Below are 16,644 nucleotides of genomic sequence, written 5' to 3'. Positions count from 1 at the left end.
CGGCCCCGCATATCCACTTCCGCCCCTGGGCATACGGGACCAATGGCCCGCGTCCACGCCGCCGTCACGAAGGCCCTCGGTCACCTCCCCAGGGCCCCACGCGCCCTCGCCCGCCGCTACGCCACCCGCCGCCCGAGCCCCACACCGGAACTCGTCACCCAGCCCCACCCCTGGACACGCGCCGTGAGCCTGACGGCCGTCGTCCTCCTCGGCGCCTGGCTCGGCCTGCTCATCGTCGGCAACGTACGCGTCCCCGTCGGCCCCATGAACACGACGATGACCCTGCGCCCCTCCGTCACCGGCGGCACGAAGATCAACGTCTCCCCCCTCGGCGCCCTCCAACTGGACAGCCACATCGCCCCCGTCCGCCTCGACGTCAACGTCGACCAACTCGACCCCGTCCGCGCCCAGGCCCTCGTCGACCACCCCGAACGCCTCTCCGGCCTCCAGGACGAAGTCGCCCAGGACGTCACCGACGGCACCCGCGACCTCGCCGTACGCAGCTGCGTCGCCGTCGTCACCGGCGCCACCGCACTCGGCCTCGCGGTCTACCGCCGCCCCCGCCGCGCCCTCGCCGCCGGCGGCCTCGCCCTCACCCTCCTGGCGGCCTCCGGCGGAACGGCCTACGCCACCTGGAACCCCGAGTCGGTCCTCGAACCGAAGTTCTCAGGCCTCCTGTCCTCGGCCCCGTCCCTGGTCGGCAACGCACGCAGCATCGTCACCGAATTCGACGTCTACCAGAAGGAGTTGGCCCGCCTGGTCACCAACGTGACCAAGCTCTACGACGCCACCTCCACGCTCCCCGCCTACGCGCCCGACCCGTCGACGATCCGCGTCCTGCACGTCTCCGACATCCACCTCAACCCCGCGAGCTGGAAGATCATCGCCTCGCTCGTGGACCAGTACAAGGTCGACGTGATCGTCGACTCCGGCGACACCATGGACCACGGCACGGCCGCCGAGAACGGCTTCCTCGACCCCATCGAGGACCTCGGCGCCCCCTACGTCTGGGTCCGCGGCAACCACGACTCCCGCGTCACCCAGCGCTACCTCCAAGGCCTCAAGAACGTCCACGTCCTGGACGACGGCAAGGCCAAGTCGATCTCCGGCCTGCGCTTCGCCGGCATCGGCGACCCCCAGTTCACCCCCGACCGCTCCCAGATCGCCGGCGGCGACGCGGCCAACGAACTCGCCGGCGCCCGCCTCGCCACCTCCCTCCGTGACCAGAAGGCCGCCGGCCACCCGGTGGACGTGGCCATCGCCCACGAACCGGTGGCGGCCCGCCAGACCGACGGCGAGGTCCCCCTGGCCCTGGCCGGCCACATCCACCACCCGGAGACGGAACTCCTCCCCTACGGCACCCGGCTCCGCATCGAGGGCTCCACCGGCGGCAGCGGACTACGCGCGATCGAGGGCAAGCACCCCGACCCCATCCAGACCTCGATCCTCTACTTCGACCGCGACACCCGCCGCCTCCAGGCCTGGGACGAGATCGAACTCGGCGGCCTCGGCCTGACCACGGCGGAGGTCAGCCGCCACCTGGTCGAGGAGAACCAACCCGGCGCCACCGAGTCCCCCACCAATTCCCCGACCGGCTCCCCCACCCCCACCCCGTAAACCGTTTTGGCGATACCTCCCGCCATCCCATATGCTTCTCACGTCCCCGACGCGCTGCGAAGCGCCCAGGCGGGCCGATAGCCCTCATCGTCTAGCGGCCTAGGACGCCGCCCTTTCAAGGCGGTAGCACGGGTTCGAATCCCGTTGGGGGCACGCAAAACCGTGTGCGACACTGGTGGTCGCCCACACAGCTTGGTCCTGTGGAGCAGTTTGGAGTGCTCGCCACCCTGTCAAGGTGGAGGCCGCGGGTTCAAATCCCGTCAGGACCGCTGAGGCTTCTGAAAGCCTCATGGCTGGGTAGCTCAGTTGGTACGAGCGATCGCCTGAAAAGCGATAGGTCGCCGGTTCGACCCCGGCCCCAGCCACAGCAAAGGCCCCGATCTTCGGATCGGGGCCTTGTTGTATGTCGGCGGCCGCACGGCCGGAGGCAAAAGCGTTCGCCATCGATTTCGGTGGGATGAGATCCTGGATCGCGTATGTCTACGCACCCTGCCCCCGCCCTCGGCGCCCTCGCCCCCCGTCTGACCGAGTTGTCCCTGCGTGATGCGCAGCGGCTCGGGCGGCGGCTCGAAGGTGCGCGCAAGATCCGTAAGCCGGAGGCGCGGGCCGCCGTGCTGGCCGAGATCGAGGCGGAGATCGCCAAGGGTGAGGAGCGTATCGCCACGCGACGCGCCCTGGTGCCCGCGGTCACCTATCCCGAGCAGCTGCCGGTCAGCCAGAAGAAGAGCGACATCGCCGAGGCGATCCGCGACCACCAGGTCGTGATCGTCGCCGGTGAGACCGGGTCGGGCAAGACGACGCAGATCCCGAAGATCTGTCTCGAGCTCGGGCGTGGTGTGCGCGGCATGATCGGGCACACCCAGCCCCGCCGTATCGCGGCGCGCACGGTCGCGGAGCGGGTGGCGGAGGAGCTGGACACGCCGCTCGGGGAGTCCGTCGGCTGGAAGGTGCGGTTCACGGACCAGGTGAACCCGGACGCCACCTTCATCAAGCTGATGACGGACGGCATCCTGCTCGCCGAGATCCAGACCGACCGCGAGTTGCGCGCCTACGACACGATCATCATCGACGAGGCGCACGAGCGGTCCCTCAACATCGACTTCCTGCTCGGGTACCTGGCGCAGTTGCTGCCCAAGCGGCCGGATCTGAAGGTCGTCATCACCTCGGCGACCATCGATCCCGAGCGTTTCTCCCGGCATTTCGGTGACGCGCCGATCATCGAGGTCAGCGGGCGTACGTATCCGGTGGAGGTGCGGTATCGGCCGCTTCTCGAAGAGGACTCCGAGGACGCCGACCGCGATCAGATCACCGCGATCTGCGATGCCGTGGAGGAGCTCCAGGGCGAGGGGAAGGGCGACATCCTCGTCTTCCTCTCCGGGGAGCGGGAGATCCGGGACACGGCGGACGCCCTCACCAAGAAGCAGTACCGCTTCACCGAGGTGCTCCCGCTCTACGCCCGGCTCTCGCACGCCGAGCAGCATCGCGTCTTCCAGCCCCACACCGGCCGCAGGATCGTTCTGGCGACCAACGTCGCCGAGACGTCGCTGACGGTCCCGGGCATCAAGTACGTCATCGACCCCGGCTTCGCCCGCATCAGCCGCTACAGCCATCGCACCAAGGTCCAGCGGCTGCCCATCGAGCCGATCTCGCAGGCGAGCGCCAACCAGCGCAAGGGCCGCTGCGGACGGACCAGCGACGGTGTCTGCATCCGCCTCTACTCCGAGGACGACTTTCTCGCCCGTCCGGAGTTCACGGACGCGGAGATCCTCCGGACGAACCTCGCCTCCGTCATCCTCCAGATGACCGCGGCCGGTCTCGGCGACATCGAGAAGTTCCCGTTCATCGACCCGCCGGACCACCGCAACATCCGCGACGGCGTCCAGCTCCTCCAGGAGCTCGGCGCGATCGACCCGGCCGAGAAGGACGTACGCAAGCGGCTCACCGAGACCGGCCGCAAGCTCGCGCAGCTGCCCGTCGACCCGCGCCTGGCCCGTATGGTCCTGGAGGCGGACAAGAACGGCTGTGTCCGCGAGGTCATGGTCATAGCGGCCGCGCTGTCCATCCAGGACCCGCGTGAGCGCCCGGCCGACAAGCAGGCGCAGGCCGACCAGCAGCACGCCCGCTTCAAGGACGAGACGAGCGACTTCCTCGCGTATCTCAACCTGTGGCGTTACGTCCGCGAGCAGCAGCGCGAGCGGGGCTCGTCGTCGTTCCGCCGGATGTGCAAGCAGGAGTACCTGAACTTCCTGCGCATCCGTGAATGGCAGGACATCTACACCCAGCTCCGCACGGTCGCCAAGCAGATGGGCATCCATCTCAACGAGGAGGACGCTCCCGGCGACCGCATCCATCTCTCCCTCCTCGCCGGCCTCCTCTCGCACATCGGCATGAAGGACGTGAAGGACGGCGCGAAGAACGAGTACCTGGGCGCCCGTAGCGCCAAGTTCGCGATCTTCCCCGGCTCGGCCCTGTTCAAGAAGCCCCCGCGCTTCGTGATGTCCGCCGAGCTCGTCGAGACCTCCCGCCTCTGGGCCCGGGTGAACGCGAAGATCGAGCCCGAGTGGGTCGAGCCGCTCGCCGGGCACTTGCTGAAGCGGACGTACAGCGAACCGCACTGGGAGAAGGACCAGGCGGCGGTGATGGCGTACGAGAAGGTCACGCTGTACGGCGTCCCGATCATCGCCCAGCGCAAGGTGAACTACGGCCGTATCGACCCCGAGGTCAGCCGCGAGCTGTTCATCCGCAACGCCCTGGTCGAGGGCGACTGGCGCACGCACCACAAGTTCTTCGCCGACAACCGCAGACTCCTCAGCGAGGTCGAGGAGCTGGAGCACCGGGCGCGGCGCCGGGACATCGTGGTCGACGACGAGACGCTGTTCGACTTCTACGACCAGAAGGTCCCCGAGCACGTCGTCTCGGGGGCGCACTTCGACTCCTGGTGGAAGCGCAAGCGGCACGAGCAGCCGGAGTTCCTGGACTTCGAGCGCGAGATGCTGATCCGGGAGTCGGCGGAGGCGGTCACCAAGGCGGACTATCCGGACTCGTGGCGGCAGGGTGCGCTGAAGTTCCGGGTGACGTACCAGTTCGAGCCGGGCGCGGACGCCGACGGTGTGACCGTGCACGTCCCGCTCCAGGTCCTCAACCAGGTCACGGACGAGGGCTTCGACTGGCAGATCCCGGGTCTGCGCGAGGAGTTGGTGACGGAGCTGATCCGTTCCCTGCCGAAGCCGATCCGCCGCCACTACGTGCCGGCGCCGAACTTCGCCAAGCGCTTCCTGGACTCGGCGGTACCGCTCCAGGAGCCACTGACGGTGACCATGGCCCGCGAGCTGAAGCGCATGGTCGGGGTCCCCTTCACCGCCGACGACTTCGACTGGTCGAAGATCCCGGACCACCTGCGCATCACGTTCCGGATCGTGGACGAGCGGCGTCGCAAGCTGGCCGAGGACAAGGATCTGGAGGCGCTGCGGCTCCGTCTGAAGCCGAAGGCGCGCAAGGCCCTCTCCCAGGCCGCCGCGGCCACCGCGTCCCGCCAGGGCGGCGAGTCCCTGGAGCGGGCGGGCCTGACGGACTGGACCATCGGCGCCCTCACCCGCGTCTTCGAGACCCGCCGCGCCGGCCAGCCGGTCAAGGCCTACCCGGCGCTGGTGGACGACGGCGACACGGTCTCCGTACGCCTCTTCGACACGGAGGCGGAGCAGCAACAGGCGATGTGGAAGGGCACGCGTCGGCTGATCCTGCGCAACATCCCGGTCAACCCGGCGAAGTTCGCGTCCGAGAAGCTGACGAACGCCCAGAAGCTGGCCCTGTCCGCCAACCCGCACGGCTCGATCCAGGCTCTGTTCGACGACTGCGCGATGGCCGCCGCGGACAAGCTGATCGGTGACTTCGGCGGGCCGGCCTGGGACGAGGAGTCGTACCGGAAGCTGTACGACAAGGTGCGCGCCGAGATCGTCGACACGACGGTTCGTACGGTGGGCCAGGTGCAGCAGGTCCTCGCCGCCTGGCAGGCCGCCGAGCGCCGTCTGAAGGCCGTACGCAGCCCTGTCCTGCTCGCCAACCTCACGGATGTCCGCAAGCAGCTGGACGCCCTCGTGCGGCCCGGTTTCGTCACGACGGCGGGGCTGCGCCGGGTGCCCGACCTGATGCGCTACCTGATCGCGGTGGACCGCCGGCTCCAGCAGATGCCGACCAACGTCCAGCGGGACACGACCCGTATGGAGAAGGTCCACGAGATGCAGGACGAGTACGCCTGGCTCCTGGAGCAGATGCCGCAGGGCCGCCCGGTCCCGCAGCAGGTCCTCGACGTCCGCTGGATGCTGGAGGAGCTCCGCGTCAGCTACTTCGCCCACGCGCTCGGCACGGCGTACCCGATCTCCGACAAGCGGATCGTGAAGACGATCGACACGCTGGCACCGTGACGAGGCGTGCACACTGGGTGAGTTCGACCCGGAGCTCCCCCTCCTGTACAGTCTCTTCTCGCAGCGCAACGCACGAATAGCGCCGCGAAACCTGGTCCTGTGGAGCAGTTTGGAGTGCTCGCCACCCTGTCAAGGTGGAGGCCGCGGGTTCAAATCCCGTCAGGACCGCAGTGAAAGTAAGGCCCGCACCCGCTAGAGGGTGGCGGGCCTTCTTCATGTCCGGGTCCGCCTGCACGGGCTGCAGGCCACCACGCCACCTTGACGGCGTCACATTCGCTCGGTACCCAGAAACCAGGGCCCTTCCCGGTGTGGCCCCCTCGGAGGTGGCGTATGGCGGCATCGACTAGGCACGAGACGCGGGCGTTGCTCCGCGCGCACCTGGCAGCCGCCGCCTCCTACCGACATCTGACCCGTCACTGCCCGATCTGCCACCGCCTGCTGCGGCTGGCGATGGACTCCGCCCCGCGCAGCAGCGCTGCGGCCCCCCAGGCGCCCCCGGCGCGCGACGACGCCACCAAGGACGAAGCCGCGTCCACGGCGTGACCGTGGCCGCGACCGTGACCCGTACCGACGTCAACTCCCGGTCCCGCATGGGCTGCTGGATCATGCAGGCCCCTTAGCGCACAGAGCCCACAGGCAACAAGCACCGTACGATGTGACGGGTGTCACCGCATGAGTTTCCGGAAGCGCGGTACTTACACCCCGCCTACAACTGGTCAATTTAATATGTGCAATTGCACCAGCTTCTAGGCATCCTCCGGCACACGCTCAGTGACGCCCCGGGGCGGGTCCACAGGAGATTCGACCCCCCTCCCCAGACTCCGACAAGGCCGCCCACAGGTCGACCGGCCGGCACACATCCCGCGCACAAAAAGATCGCGCTGGACTCGGCGGAGTCCAGCGCGATCTACGACGCACCCTTGTTGCGTGCCTGAAGAGCTCTGACGGCTCGGGCGTGGGCTCTGTTGGGGCAGAACCCGCGTCGCTTGGAGCTAGGGTTCGGGCGCCGCGGCGAGTTGGGGGAACTGCCGTTTTGCCCGGTTATGGAGTTGTTCAGGCCTCGCTGCGCTGCTGCGGGATGCCCGCGAGCAGTGCGCGGACCTCGGCCTCGCGGTAGCGGCGGTGTCCGCCGAGCGTACGGATGGAAGTAAGCTTCCCGGCCTTCGCCCACCGCGTGACCGTCTTGGGGTCGACGCGGAACATGGTGGCGACCTCAGCCGGGGTCAGCAGCGGCTCGGCATCAGGGGTGCGAGCGGTCATGAGCGGCCTCCTCGGGAGAACCGAACCTTCTCGGTTCTTTCCTCTAAATTCTGCACCTTGACCCGCGTTGCCCGAAATGGCGGACGCGAGTCGAGTCGGTTATAGGACGAACGGCTTGTCCTCGGCACTACAACTACACCATCTGTCCAGCCGCGTCGGCCAAACCGATGGAATTGCCCCCCAGGTGTTCATCGGCGACGGAAGCCGATGGACCATGCCATAGCGGACAGTCACGCCACTGTGACGATCAGTCACAGTGGCGTGCAGGAGTCCCAAGACCCCCCAAAGCGTGCAATGTCGAGCTAGAGCCCTCCCCGGACTCCTTGTCCTATTTTGGCACGAGGAGGGGTTAGGGGCGCAAGAGCCGCGTACGTGCGGTCCGTCACGCTTACGCGCGTTGAAGCAGTCTTGACGCATACGCCCGTATCGGGTTCTACGTCCCTTGTTGACGAGACATCAGGAACCTCAGAGCGAGCACGAAACCCCAAAACGGGCGTCTCGTCAAACGCCAGTTCGTTACCTCACACAGTGCGTCAGATCACACGGCTCGCCGTGCCTTGGGTCACACCGGTCGGCTCAGTTCGCCGAACGCCGGTCCCGCACCGACCGCCACCGCTCCACCAGCCGCCCGTAGGTCTCCCCCGCGGCCTCCCCGTCGCCCCGCCTGAGCGCGTCGATGCCGTGGGTCACATCGGCGGCCGAGTGGTCGTCCTCCAGCTCGCCGGCGGGCAGGGTGTGCACCAGCCCGCCGTAGTCCAGCTCGACCAGGGACCGCGGGTGGAACTCCTCCAGCCAGCGCCCGACGTCCAGCAGGCCGTCGATGAGCGGCCCCTCGTCGATGGCGTCCTTCAGGGTCCGCAGGGCCCGCGCCACGCGCCGCCGCGCCTCCACCATGGGCGTGCGGTAGCGCAGCATCGGGGGGATCTCCCCCGAGCCCTTGTCGAACCGCCGCTCCTCGTCCGACACCAGCACGAACCAGTGCAGCGGCACCTGCCAGGTCGAGGTGCGGATCCACGGCCGGGCGTCCGGGTTGCGGGCCAGCCAGCGCTCGTAGTCCTGGGCCGCCTGACGCCGTACGACCTCCGGCAGCACCGCGTCCAGGACCGGCTTGGGCAGCTCGTCACCCAGCTCGCCGAGCGCCTGCCAGCCGCGCAGCCGGGTGCGCCACGGGCACACGCACAGCACCCCGTCGACCTCCAGCACGAAGGCGTCACCGCTCTCGTGGACCGGCACCGGGACGGGCGGGGTGGGCAGCAAATCGGCCAGGGAGCGGCGCAGTTCGTCCTGGTACGACGGGCGGTCGGGGCGGCGGGCGTAGCGGGCCCAGTGGTCGCGCTCCGGTTCCGGGAAGGCGGCCAGTGGCTCGTAGACGCGCAGATAGGTCGCGTACGGGACGATCACCGAGGACACCTTGGGCACGCCTGCTCTCTCCCCCGCCCTCTGCCAGGAAAACCCGCGGAACCCGCTCACAAACCTGCGGGAAAACTATGCAAATCGTCGCACGGCCGTACTCCGCGAGTAGGTGATCCTGAGCACTGCGGGATGGACGGGCGCCAACGGGTCTAATCTCATGCTCACAGCCCCCGCCACCCGTACGGGAGCTCGCTCCAATCGCCGCCAGTACTCAGGAGTCACCACAGTGACCGACGTAACACACGGCGTCCTGCACACCCTGTTCCACTCGGACCAGGGGGGTCATGAGCAAGTCGTGCTCTGTCAGGACCGCGCCAGCGGCCTCAAGGCCGTCATCGCCATCCACTCCACCGCCCTGGGCCCCGCCCTCGGCGGTACGCGCTTCTACCCGTACGCCACCGAGGACGAGGCCGTCGCCGACGCGCTGAACCTCGCGCGCGGGATGTCGTACAAGAACGCCATGGCCGGACTCGATCACGGCGGCGGCAAGGCCGTGATCATCGGGGACCCGGAGAAGATCAAGTCCGAGGAGCTGCTGCTGGCCTACGGCCGGTTCGTGGCCTCCCTGGGCGGCCGCTACGTCACCGCGTGCGACGTCGGTACGTACGTCGCCGACATGGACGTCGTGGCGCGCGAGTGCCGCTGGACGACCGGGCGCTCCCCGGAGAACGGCGGCGCGGGCGACTCCTCCGTGCTCACCGCGTACGGCGTCTACCAGGGCATGCGCGCCTCCGCCCAGCACCTGTGGGGCGACCCGTCGCTGCGCGACCGCGCCGTCGGTATCGCGGGCGTCGGCAAGGTCGGCCACCACCTGGTGGAGCACTTGCGGGCAGAAGGCGCCGAGGTGGTCATCACGGACGTGCGCGAGGAGGCCGTGGGCCGGATCCTCGCCGCGCACCCGGAGGGGGTGACGGCCGTCGCCGACACCGCGACGCTGATCCGTGTCGAGGGCCTGGACATCTACGCCCCCTGCGCGCTCGGCGGGGCCCTGAACGACGACACCGTGCCCGCGCTCACCGCGAAGATCGTCTGCGGTGCGGCCAACAACCAGCTCGCCCACCCCGGCGTCGAGAAGGACCTCGCGGACCGCGGCATCCTCTACGCGCCGGACTACGTGGTGAACGCCGGCGGTGTCATCCAGGTCGCCGACGAGCTGCACGGCTTCGACTTCGACCGGTGCAAGGCGAAGGCCGCGAAGATCTACGACACCACGCTGGCCATATTCGCACGTGCGAAGACGGACGGGATTCCGCCGGCCGCCGCGGCCGACCGGATCGCCGAGCAGCGTATGGCGGAGGCACGCGGGGCGCACTGATCCGGGCGCGCTGTCGACCGAAGATCACCCCAAACAGGGGTTTGGCAGGTACCCGCCGGTGGGCAGTTGGAGAGAACTCTCACTTCTACCGGCGGGTCGACCGCCGATAAGTGGTTAAAATCGCGGTTGACCAGCGAGGACGGGGCGCCTCGAAGGTCCTGTGCACACGCGCGTGCTGCGGGCGACGTACCGTATGGGCGCGGGCTCAGGTACCGTGGAAGCCCTACGGACCGGTCTCTCCGAGGAGAGCCCGTTCCAGATCATGAACGCGTGTCAAGACTCTGGGGCCGTCGAGCCCCGTCACCGAGGGGGTCGAGCCATGGGGCGCGGCCGGGCCAAGGCCAAGCAGACGAAGGTCGCCCGCCAGCTGAAGTACAACAGCGGCGGGACTGACCTGTCGCGTCTGGCCAACGAGCTGGGCGCTTCGACTTCGAGCCAGCCGCCGAACGGCGAGCCGTTCGAGGACGACGAAGAAGAAGACGACCCGTACGCCCAGTACGCGGATCTCTACAACGACGACGATGAGGACGACGAGGACGACGAGTCCGGTCCCACGTCGCAACATCGTCGCGGCGCGTAATGCCCGCGGCAGCCTAGCCGTGCTCCTCCCGGTCCGGTGCTGATGCGCCGGACCGGGTTTCGTGCTGCTGTCGCGGGCCTCCGCCCCGGCCCCGGCCCCTCAGACACCTGACGGGGCCGGTCCGGCCGGAGGGGTTGGTCTCAGGCGTAGTCGCCCACCAGCTCCGCGCCCGTCGTGTGATCACCACGGTCCGTGATCTCTCCGGCGACCCACGCCTCGACCCCGCGGTCGGCCAGGGTCGCGAGGGCCGCGTCCGTGGAGTCCTCCGGGACGATGGCGATCATGCCGACGCCCATGTTCAGGGTCTTCTCCAGCTCCAGGCGCTCGACCTGCCCCGTCCTGCCGACGAGGTCGAAGATCGGGGCCGGGGTCCAGGTGGCGCGGTCGACGATCGCGTGGAGGTCGTCCGGGATCACCCGGGCCAGGTTGGCGGCCAGTCCGCCACCCGTGACATGGCTGTAGGCGTGGACGTCGGTGGTGCGGGTGAGGGCCAGGCAGTCCAGCGAGTAGATCTTCGTCGGCTCCAGCAGCTCCTCGCCGAGGGTGCGGCCGAGTTCGTCGATCCGGGTGTCCAGGGCGAGGCCGCCCTGGTTCAGCAGGACGTGGCGGACCAGCGAGTACCCGTTGGAGTGAAGGCCGGACGCCGCCATGGCGATCACCGCGTCACCCTTACGGATGCGATCCGGGCCCAGCAGACGGTCGGCCTCCACGACGCCCGTACCGGCGCCGGCGACGTCGAAGTCGTCCTCGCCCAGCAGACCCGGGTGCTCGGCCGTCTCGCCGCCGACCAGGGCGCAGCCGGCGAGCACACAGCCCTCGGCGATGCCCTTGACGATGGCGGCGACGCGCTCGGGGTGGACCTTGCCGACGCAGATGTAGTCGGTCATGAACAGCGGCTCGGCGCCGCACACCACGATGTCGTCCATGACCATCGCGACCAGGTCGTGGCCGATCGTGTCGTACACGCCGAGCTGGCGGGCGATGTCGACCTTGGTGCCGACGCCGTCGGTGGCGGAGGCGAGCAGGGGACGCTCGTAGCGCTTGAGGGCGGAGGCGTCGAAGAGGCCGGCGAAACCGCCGAGGCCGCCGAGGACCTCGGGGCGCTGGGTCTTCTTCACCCACTCCTTCATCAGCTCGACCGCGCGGTCGCCCGCTTCGATGTCGACGCCCGCGGCTGCGTAGCTGGCACCAGTTGTCTCAGACATGGCAGTAGAGAACCTTCGTGTCGTACGGCAGGTGTGACGGGCCCGCTGCTACGGGCGGCGGATCGCGTCGGCGGCGGCCGTGGCGGCCGGGCCGGCGGCCAGCTCCGTCTCCAGGAGCTGCTTGCCGAGCAGCTCGGGGTCGGGGAGCTCCATCGGGTACTCGCCGTCGAAGCAGGCGCGGCAGAGGTTCGGCTTGGCGATGGTGGTCGCCTCGATCATGCCGTCGATGGAGATGTACGCCAGCGAGTCGGCGCCCAGCGAGGTACCGATCTCCTCGATCGACATGCCGTTGGCGATGAGCTCGGCGCGGGTGGCGAAGTCGATACCGAAGAAGCAGGGCCACTTCACGGGCGGCGAGGAGATCCGGATGTGGACCTCGGCGGCGCCCGCCTCGCGGAGCATGCGGACCAGGGCGCGCTGGGTGTTGCCGCGCACGATCGAGTCGTCGACGACGACCAGACGCTTGCCCTTGATGACTTCCTTGAGGGGATTCAGCTTGAGTCGGATGCCCAGCTGGCGAATGGTCTGTGACGGCTGGATGAAGGTCCGGCCGACGTACGCGTTCTTCACCAGACCGGCACCGAACGGGATGCCGCTGGCCTCGGCGTAGCCGATCGCCGCCGGGGTGCCGGATTCCGGGGTCGCTATGACCAGGTCGGCGTCGACCGGGGCTTCCTTGGCGAGCTTGCGGCCCATCTCCACGCGGGAGAGGTAGACGTTGCGGCCGGCGATGTCCGTGTCGGGGCGGGCCAGGTACACGTACTCGAAGACACAGCCCTTGGGCTTCGCTTCCGCGAATCGGGAGGTGCGCAGGCCGTTCTCGTCGATGGCGACGAACTCGCCCGGCTCGACCTCGCGGACGAAGCTGGCGCCGCAGATGTCGAGGGCGGCGGACTCGGAGGCCACGACCCAGCCACGCTCCAGGCGGCCGAGGACCAGCGGGCGGATGCCCTGCGGGTCACGGGCGGCGTAGAGGGTGTGCTCGTCCATGAAGACGAGGCTGAAGGCGCCCTTGACCTGCGGAAGGACCGTGTGGGCGGCCTCCTCGATGGTCAGCGGCTTGCCGTCCTCGTCGACCTGGGCCGCGAGGAGCGCGGTGAGCAGGTCGGTGTCGTTGGTGGCCGCGACGCGCGGGGTACGGCCGCCCTCCTGCTTGGGCAGGTCGGCGACCATCTCGGCGAGCTGGGCGGTGTTGACCAGGTTGCCGTTGTGGCCGAGCGCGATGGAGCCGTGCCCTGTGGCGCGGAACGTCGGCTGGGCGTTCTCCCACACGGAGGCGCCGGTGGTCGAGTAGCGGGCGTGTCCGACCGCGATGTGACCCTGGAGCGAACCGAGAGAGGTCTCGTCGAAGACCTGGGAGACGAGGCCCATGTCCTTGAAGACGAGGATCTGGGAGCCGTTGCTGACCGCGATTCCCGCGGATTCCTGGCCCCGATGCTGGAGGGCGTAGAGCCCGAAGTACGTGAGCTTTGCGACCTCTTCACCCGGAGCCCAGACACCGAAGACGCCGCAAGCGTCCTGGGGGCCTTTCTCGCCGGGAAGCAGATCGTGATTGAGTCGACCGTCACCACGTGGCACGGCTCCGAGTGTAGGCGAGATTGACCACTGGTCCGAATTGGGGATACGCGACCGTAAAGGATCACTCGGCGGCGGTCGCGTTCACTCGCTCGCCGTTTGTGCTGGTCAGGGTGAGGTTGCGGTGATCGATTCCGTACTTGACCGTGCCGTCGAAGAGGCCCAGGAGGGTGTTCTCCGTATTCATGAGTGAGGTGTCGCACATCATTCGCGTGGTGGACGCGGTGCCGAGCGTGATACTGCCGTCGCGGACCGTTGCCTCGGCCTTCACTTTGTTGCAGCCGAGGCTGCCGCTGACCTGTCCGGTCTTCTCGTCGAAGGTGAGGTACGCCTTGCCGTCGGCGTCCGGGCTGGTGATGTTCCACTTCGTGCCCTTGAGCGGGGCGGCCGCCTCCTTGGTGAGGGCGACGCGGTCGCCGTCGGCCGTGGTGAGGGTCAGCCTGTCGCCCTTGACCTCGGTGGTGAGGTCGCCGTCGGAGAGGGTGCGGGCGAGGGTCTGCTCGAAGCCCGCGGGGACGCCCTCGCAGGCCATCTCGGTGGCCCGCACCTTGTCGAAGGTGACGTGGCTGTCGGCGAAGGCTGCGTCGGCGCCGAAGTTGTTGCAGCCGAGGTTGCCGTTGACCTTGCCGTCGTCGGCGATCCGCAGGTAGGCGTCGGCCGGTGCGGCGCTCTTCTTTCCGTCGACGGTGACCTCGTCGACGGACCAGTAGGCGCCGGAGACGGAGGCCGAGGCCCCGGGGCCGACCGAGTCGCTGCCCGCGTCCTCGCTGCCGCAGGCGGCGGCGAGCGGGATGAGGGTCAGCGCGGCGAAGGCGGCCAGTCGCTGCTTGTCCTTGCCGAGGGTGCCGAGTGTGTTCATGCCGGTGGGACGGGAGGGGCGCGGGACTGGTTCCGCGGGTTCCGCTTGCCCGCGCCGAACGGGTGACGGCCAGGTCACCCCATGAGCGGCAACAGCCCGCCCAGGTCCGCCCGCTCCCCGCTCGCGCGCACCTCGGCGCCCTCCACCGCGTCCCGCCACGTCACCCGTCCGGTCGCCAGCCGGACCCAGGTCAGCGGGTCGGTCTCGACGACGTTGGGCGGCGTGCCCCGGGTGTGCCTCGGCCCCTCGACGCACTGCACCACGGCATACGGCGGGATCCGCACCTCGGTCGAACCGCCGGGTGCCTTCGTGGCGAGGGCGTCGGCGAGCAGGCGGGTGCAGGCGGCGAGGGCCTGGCGGTCGTACGGGATGTCGAGGCCGGGCACGGCGGCGTTGAGGTCGTCGGTGTGGACGACGAGCTCGACGGTACGGGTGACGAGGTAGTCGGCCAGGGTCATCGCGCCGGTGCGGGCGGCGAGGACACGGTCGCCGGACGCGTCCGCTAGCCGCCGTGTGAGGCGGTCCTCGGTGCGGGCGTAGAGGTCGTCCAGGTCAGGGTTGGCGGCGGCCAGGTCGCGGGTGCCGTCCGCGATGTCCCCGGCACGAGCGGCCGTGGCGAACGGCCAGTCCAGCAGGGCGAGCTCCGCCTTCGCCGGCTCCTCGCGGTCGAGGTTGCGACTGACGGTCTCCACGGCCATCGTCACGTGCGCGGCCAGCTCCCGCACGGTCCAGCCCTCCAGGCGGGTGGGCAGCGCGAGTTGCTCCGGGGTGAGGGTGCGGATGGCCTGCCGTACGTTTCCGAACTGCGCGAGGACCGCGGTGCGGATCTTGACGGGGTCGTAGGTGCGGGTGCGCTTCTTGGCCGGGGGCATGAGGGGAGCCTATGTGCCCGCCGTTATGAGGGTTCATGGTAAGTCGGCTGAGGGACGGGCGGAGGACGGGCCTATACGGGCTGCGATGTGGTCGTGGGTGCCTCGAACGCCTCGTGGTTGCGGGGTACGCCGATGCCGCGCCAGGTGAAGGGGATGCCTCGGGCGGTGTCCGGGTCCGGGGTGTCCATGAGCTGGAAGTGGAGGTGGGGCTCCGTGGAGTTGCCCGAGTTTCCGCAGCGGGCCAGCGGCTGTCCGGTGGTCACGCGGTCGCCCTCGCGGACGGTGAGCGAGCCGCGTCGCAGGTGGGCGTAGAGCGCGTAGGTGCCGTCGCCGAGGTCGAGGACGACGTGGTTGCCGACGATGCGCTTGGCGCCGAGCAGGTCGCGTACGGACGCCTCCACGAGCATCAGGTAGAGCAGGGCGAGCGGCGAGGTGCGGCTCAGGTGGTCGCGCTGGGTGTCGGTGGCCCGTACGACGGTGGCGTCGGCGACCGCGAGGAGCGGGGCGCCGAAGGCGGGGAAGGCGCTGTTGCGGCGGGCGAGCGGCCAGAGTCGGCTGAACGCGGGGCGGGCGCCCGGCTCGGGTTCGGCGACGACGTCGATGGCGAACGTCTGGCCGTACGCGTGCGTGCCGTGGCTCGGCGTGCGGTCGGCCGGGCTGTTGAGCGCGGTCCAGCGGCCGGTGACGGGCGGGGCGACCTCGACGGGTTCGCGGGCCGCGCGCGGGCTGTCCGGGGTGCCGCCCCAGCGGTTGACCACGACGACGAGGGCGTAGGCCAGGACGATCGGCAGGAAGTTCCACCACCACGGATAGCCGAGGTCGAGTGCGAAATGCGCGATGATCAGGCCCAGGAAGGCCAGTTGCAGGCCCCGGTAGGCGAGGGTGGCCAGTTTGCGTGCGGACATCGTTCCCCCTTGCTCAGGTCTTCTTCACTCGCGTCCTCTTCGCGTCACCGCTTGGCCGCCGACAGCGCCACCAGCAGCGGTACGACCCGCCCCGGCGGCACCTCGTAGCGGCCCCGGCCGGTCGTGTGCAGCCAGCCCGCGCCGGTCAGTTGCCGCAGGTGGTGGTAGATCTGGCCGGTCGTGCCGATCTCGTCCAGTTCGGCGAGTTCGGCCGCGGTGCGCCGGCCGCCGACGACCTCGCGCAGCAGCCGCAGCCGGACCGGATGGCCGAGCGCCGCGAACGACTCGGCGGACTCGGTCCAGTCGTCGTCCAGCAGGCCCTCGGTCAGTGCGCCGTGCTGCCACTCGTACCGCTCCCCGGTCGGCAGCCGTACGGCACCGGTGAACAGCACGCCTCCGTCGGCCGCTTTCAGCTCGGCCAGCTGGGCCTTGAACCCTTGCAGGGCCCAGAAGTCGCCCTCACCGAGGCGGGGGGCGGTGTGCTGCGCGTTCTCCAGCGCCGCCAGCCGACGCTCGAGGTCGGCAACGCGTTGTTCGAGGCTCACTCCTCAGAGATTACGGAACTACGTAATCCCATGCAAGCGTCAGGCGTCCGCCGCACGTGACCGGCGACCCCGTGACG

General features: G+C 69.3%; 13 protein-coding genes and 4 tRNA genes. 9 read left to right on the top strand and 8 right to left on the bottom strand.

Annotation, left to right across the window (positions count from 1 at the left end):
* Positions 1 to 42 precede the first annotated feature (42 nt).
* From ACFZBP_RS10020 to ACFZBP_RS09990, 7 genes are all read left to right on the top strand, one after another.
* Positions 43 to 1,617: a metallophosphoesterase gene (locus ACFZBP_RS10020; protein ID WP_391411502.1), complete on the top strand. Its 1,575-nt coding sequence runs from the start codon at positions 43 to 45 to the stop codon at positions 1,615 to 1,617.
* An 80-nt stretch (positions 1,618 to 1,697) separates the two neighbouring features.
* Positions 1,698 to 1,770 (top strand) — tRNA-Glu (locus ACFZBP_RS10015).
* A gap of 41 nt (positions 1,771 to 1,811) precedes the next feature.
* Positions 1,812 to 1,886 (top strand) — tRNA-Asp (locus ACFZBP_RS10010).
* 22 nt (positions 1,887 to 1,908) lie between these two features.
* Positions 1,909 to 1,982, top strand: a tRNA-Phe gene (locus ACFZBP_RS10005).
* Between the two features lie 111 nt (positions 1,983 to 2,093).
* Positions 2,094 to 6,038 carry an ATP-dependent RNA helicase HrpA gene (hrpA, locus tag ACFZBP_RS10000; RefSeq protein ID WP_391411500.1) on the top strand — a complete coding sequence of 1,315 codons (3,945 nt, stop codon included), beginning with the start codon at positions 2,094 to 2,096 and terminating at the stop codon, positions 6,036 to 6,038.
* A gap of 93 nt (positions 6,039 to 6,131) precedes the next feature.
* Positions 6,132 to 6,206, top strand: a tRNA-Asp gene (locus tag ACFZBP_RS09995).
* Between the two features lie 162 nt (positions 6,207 to 6,368).
* Positions 6,369 to 6,581 (top strand): DUF6274 family protein, encoded by a 213-nt coding sequence (locus ACFZBP_RS09990; protein ID WP_391411498.1) that lies wholly within the window; start codon positions 6,369 to 6,371, stop codon positions 6,579 to 6,581.
* Positions 6,582 to 7,091: 510 nt separating this feature from the next.
* Here the strand turns inward: ACFZBP_RS09990 and bldC are convergent.
* On the bottom strand, positions 7,092 to 7,298 hold the full coding sequence (gene bldC, locus ACFZBP_RS09985) for a developmental transcriptional regulator BldC (protein WP_003949541.1): 207 nt from the start codon (positions 7,296 to 7,298) through the stop codon (positions 7,092 to 7,094).
* A 576-nt stretch (positions 7,299 to 7,874) separates the two neighbouring features.
* On the bottom strand, positions 7,875 to 8,717 hold the full coding sequence (locus tag ACFZBP_RS09980; protein WP_391411496.1) for a hypothetical protein: 843 nt from the start codon (positions 8,715 to 8,717) through the stop codon (positions 7,875 to 7,877).
* A gap of 220 nt (positions 8,718 to 8,937) precedes the next feature.
* Here ACFZBP_RS09980 and ACFZBP_RS09975 point away from each other — a divergent pair, with 220 nt between their 5' ends.
* Together ACFZBP_RS09975 and ACFZBP_RS09970 are read left to right on the top strand one after the other, a co-directional pair.
* Complete coding sequence (locus tag ACFZBP_RS09975) at positions 8,938 to 10,026, top strand: Glu/Leu/Phe/Val dehydrogenase dimerization domain-containing protein (RefSeq protein ID WP_391411494.1); 1,089 nt, start codon at positions 8,938 to 8,940, stop codon at positions 10,024 to 10,026.
* Between the two features lie 319 nt (positions 10,027 to 10,345).
* Positions 10,346 to 10,606, top strand: a complete 261-nt coding sequence (locus ACFZBP_RS09970) for a DUF3073 domain-containing protein (RefSeq protein ID WP_383459639.1) — start codon at positions 10,346 to 10,348, stop codon at positions 10,604 to 10,606.
* A 140-nt stretch (positions 10,607 to 10,746) separates the two neighbouring features.
* Here the strand turns inward: ACFZBP_RS09970 and purM are convergent, their stop codons facing one another.
* The 6 genes from purM to ACFZBP_RS09940 all read right to left on the bottom strand — a co-directional run bounded on the left by purM (position 10,747) and on the right by ACFZBP_RS09940 (position 16,567).
* Positions 10,747 to 11,811, bottom strand: a complete 1,065-nt coding sequence (purM, locus tag ACFZBP_RS09965) for a phosphoribosylformylglycinamidine cyclo-ligase (protein WP_383459642.1) — start codon at positions 11,809 to 11,811, stop codon at positions 10,747 to 10,749.
* Between the two features lie 48 nt (positions 11,812 to 11,859).
* Positions 11,860 to 13,389 (bottom strand): amidophosphoribosyltransferase, encoded by a 1,530-nt coding sequence (purF, locus tag ACFZBP_RS09960; protein WP_383459644.1) that lies wholly within the window; start codon positions 13,387 to 13,389, stop codon positions 11,860 to 11,862.
* Between the two features lie 61 nt (positions 13,390 to 13,450).
* Positions 13,451 to 14,245, bottom strand: a complete 795-nt coding sequence (locus ACFZBP_RS09955) for an META domain-containing protein (RefSeq protein ID WP_383459646.1) — start codon at positions 14,243 to 14,245, stop codon at positions 13,451 to 13,453.
* A gap of 74 nt (positions 14,246 to 14,319) precedes the next feature.
* Positions 14,320 to 15,117, bottom strand: a complete 798-nt coding sequence (locus ACFZBP_RS09950; protein WP_391411490.1) for a sterol carrier family protein — start codon at positions 15,115 to 15,117, stop codon at positions 14,320 to 14,322.
* A 71-nt stretch (positions 15,118 to 15,188) separates the two neighbouring features.
* Positions 15,189 to 16,022 carry a M23 family metallopeptidase gene (locus tag ACFZBP_RS09945; RefSeq protein ID WP_383459652.1) on the bottom strand — a complete coding sequence of 278 codons (834 nt, stop codon included), beginning with the start codon at positions 16,020 to 16,022 and terminating at the stop codon, positions 15,189 to 15,191.
* 44 nt (positions 16,023 to 16,066) lie between these two features.
* The gene (locus ACFZBP_RS09940; protein WP_383459655.1) at positions 16,067 to 16,567 is read right to left on the bottom strand and encodes an ArsR/SmtB family transcription factor; all 501 of its coding nucleotides are present in this window, start codon (positions 16,565 to 16,567) and stop codon (positions 16,067 to 16,069) included.
* Positions 16,568 to 16,644: the final 77 nt, after the last annotated feature.

This window comes from Streptomyces sp. NPDC008086, assembly GCF_042957325.1.
Taxonomy (GTDB): Bacteria; Actinomycetota; Actinomycetes; order Streptomycetales; family Streptomycetaceae; genus Streptomyces.
The sequence above is the reverse complement of the archived record's forward strand: the minus strand, read 5'-3'. Positions and strand labels throughout refer to the sequence as shown.

Excerpts from the sequence above, each read along its gene's own strand:
- ACFZBP_RS09970 (WP_383459639.1), top strand. The coding sequence starts at position 10,346 with ATGGGGCGCGGCCGGGCCAAGGCCAAGCAGACGAAGGTCGCCCGCCAG.
- bldC (WP_003949541.1), bottom strand. The coding sequence starts at position 7,298 with ATGACCGCTCGCACCCCTGATGCCGAGCCGCTGCTGACCCCGGCTGAG.
- ACFZBP_RS09990 (WP_391411498.1), top strand. The coding sequence starts at position 6,369 with ATGGCGGCATCGACTAGGCACGAGACGCGGGCGTTGCTCCGCGCGCAC.
- ACFZBP_RS10020 (WP_391411502.1), top strand. The coding sequence starts at position 43 with ATGGCCCGCGTCCACGCCGCCGTCACGAAGGCCCTCGGTCACCTCCCC.
- ACFZBP_RS09950 (WP_391411490.1), bottom strand. The coding sequence starts at position 15,117 with ATGCCCCCGGCCAAGAAGCGCACCCGCACCTACGACCCCGTCAAGATC.
- purM (WP_383459642.1), bottom strand. The coding sequence starts at position 11,811 with ATGTCTGAGACAACTGGTGCCAGCTACGCAGCCGCGGGCGTCGACATC.
- hrpA (WP_391411500.1), top strand. The coding sequence starts at position 2,094 with ATGTCTACGCACCCTGCCCCCGCCCTCGGCGCCCTCGCCCCCCGTCTG.
- ACFZBP_RS09955 (WP_383459646.1), bottom strand. The coding sequence starts at position 14,245 with ATGAACACACTCGGCACCCTCGGCAAGGACAAGCAGCGACTGGCCGCC.
- ACFZBP_RS09945 (WP_383459652.1), bottom strand. The coding sequence starts at position 16,022 with ATGTCCGCACGCAAACTGGCCACCCTCGCCTACCGGGGCCTGCAACTG.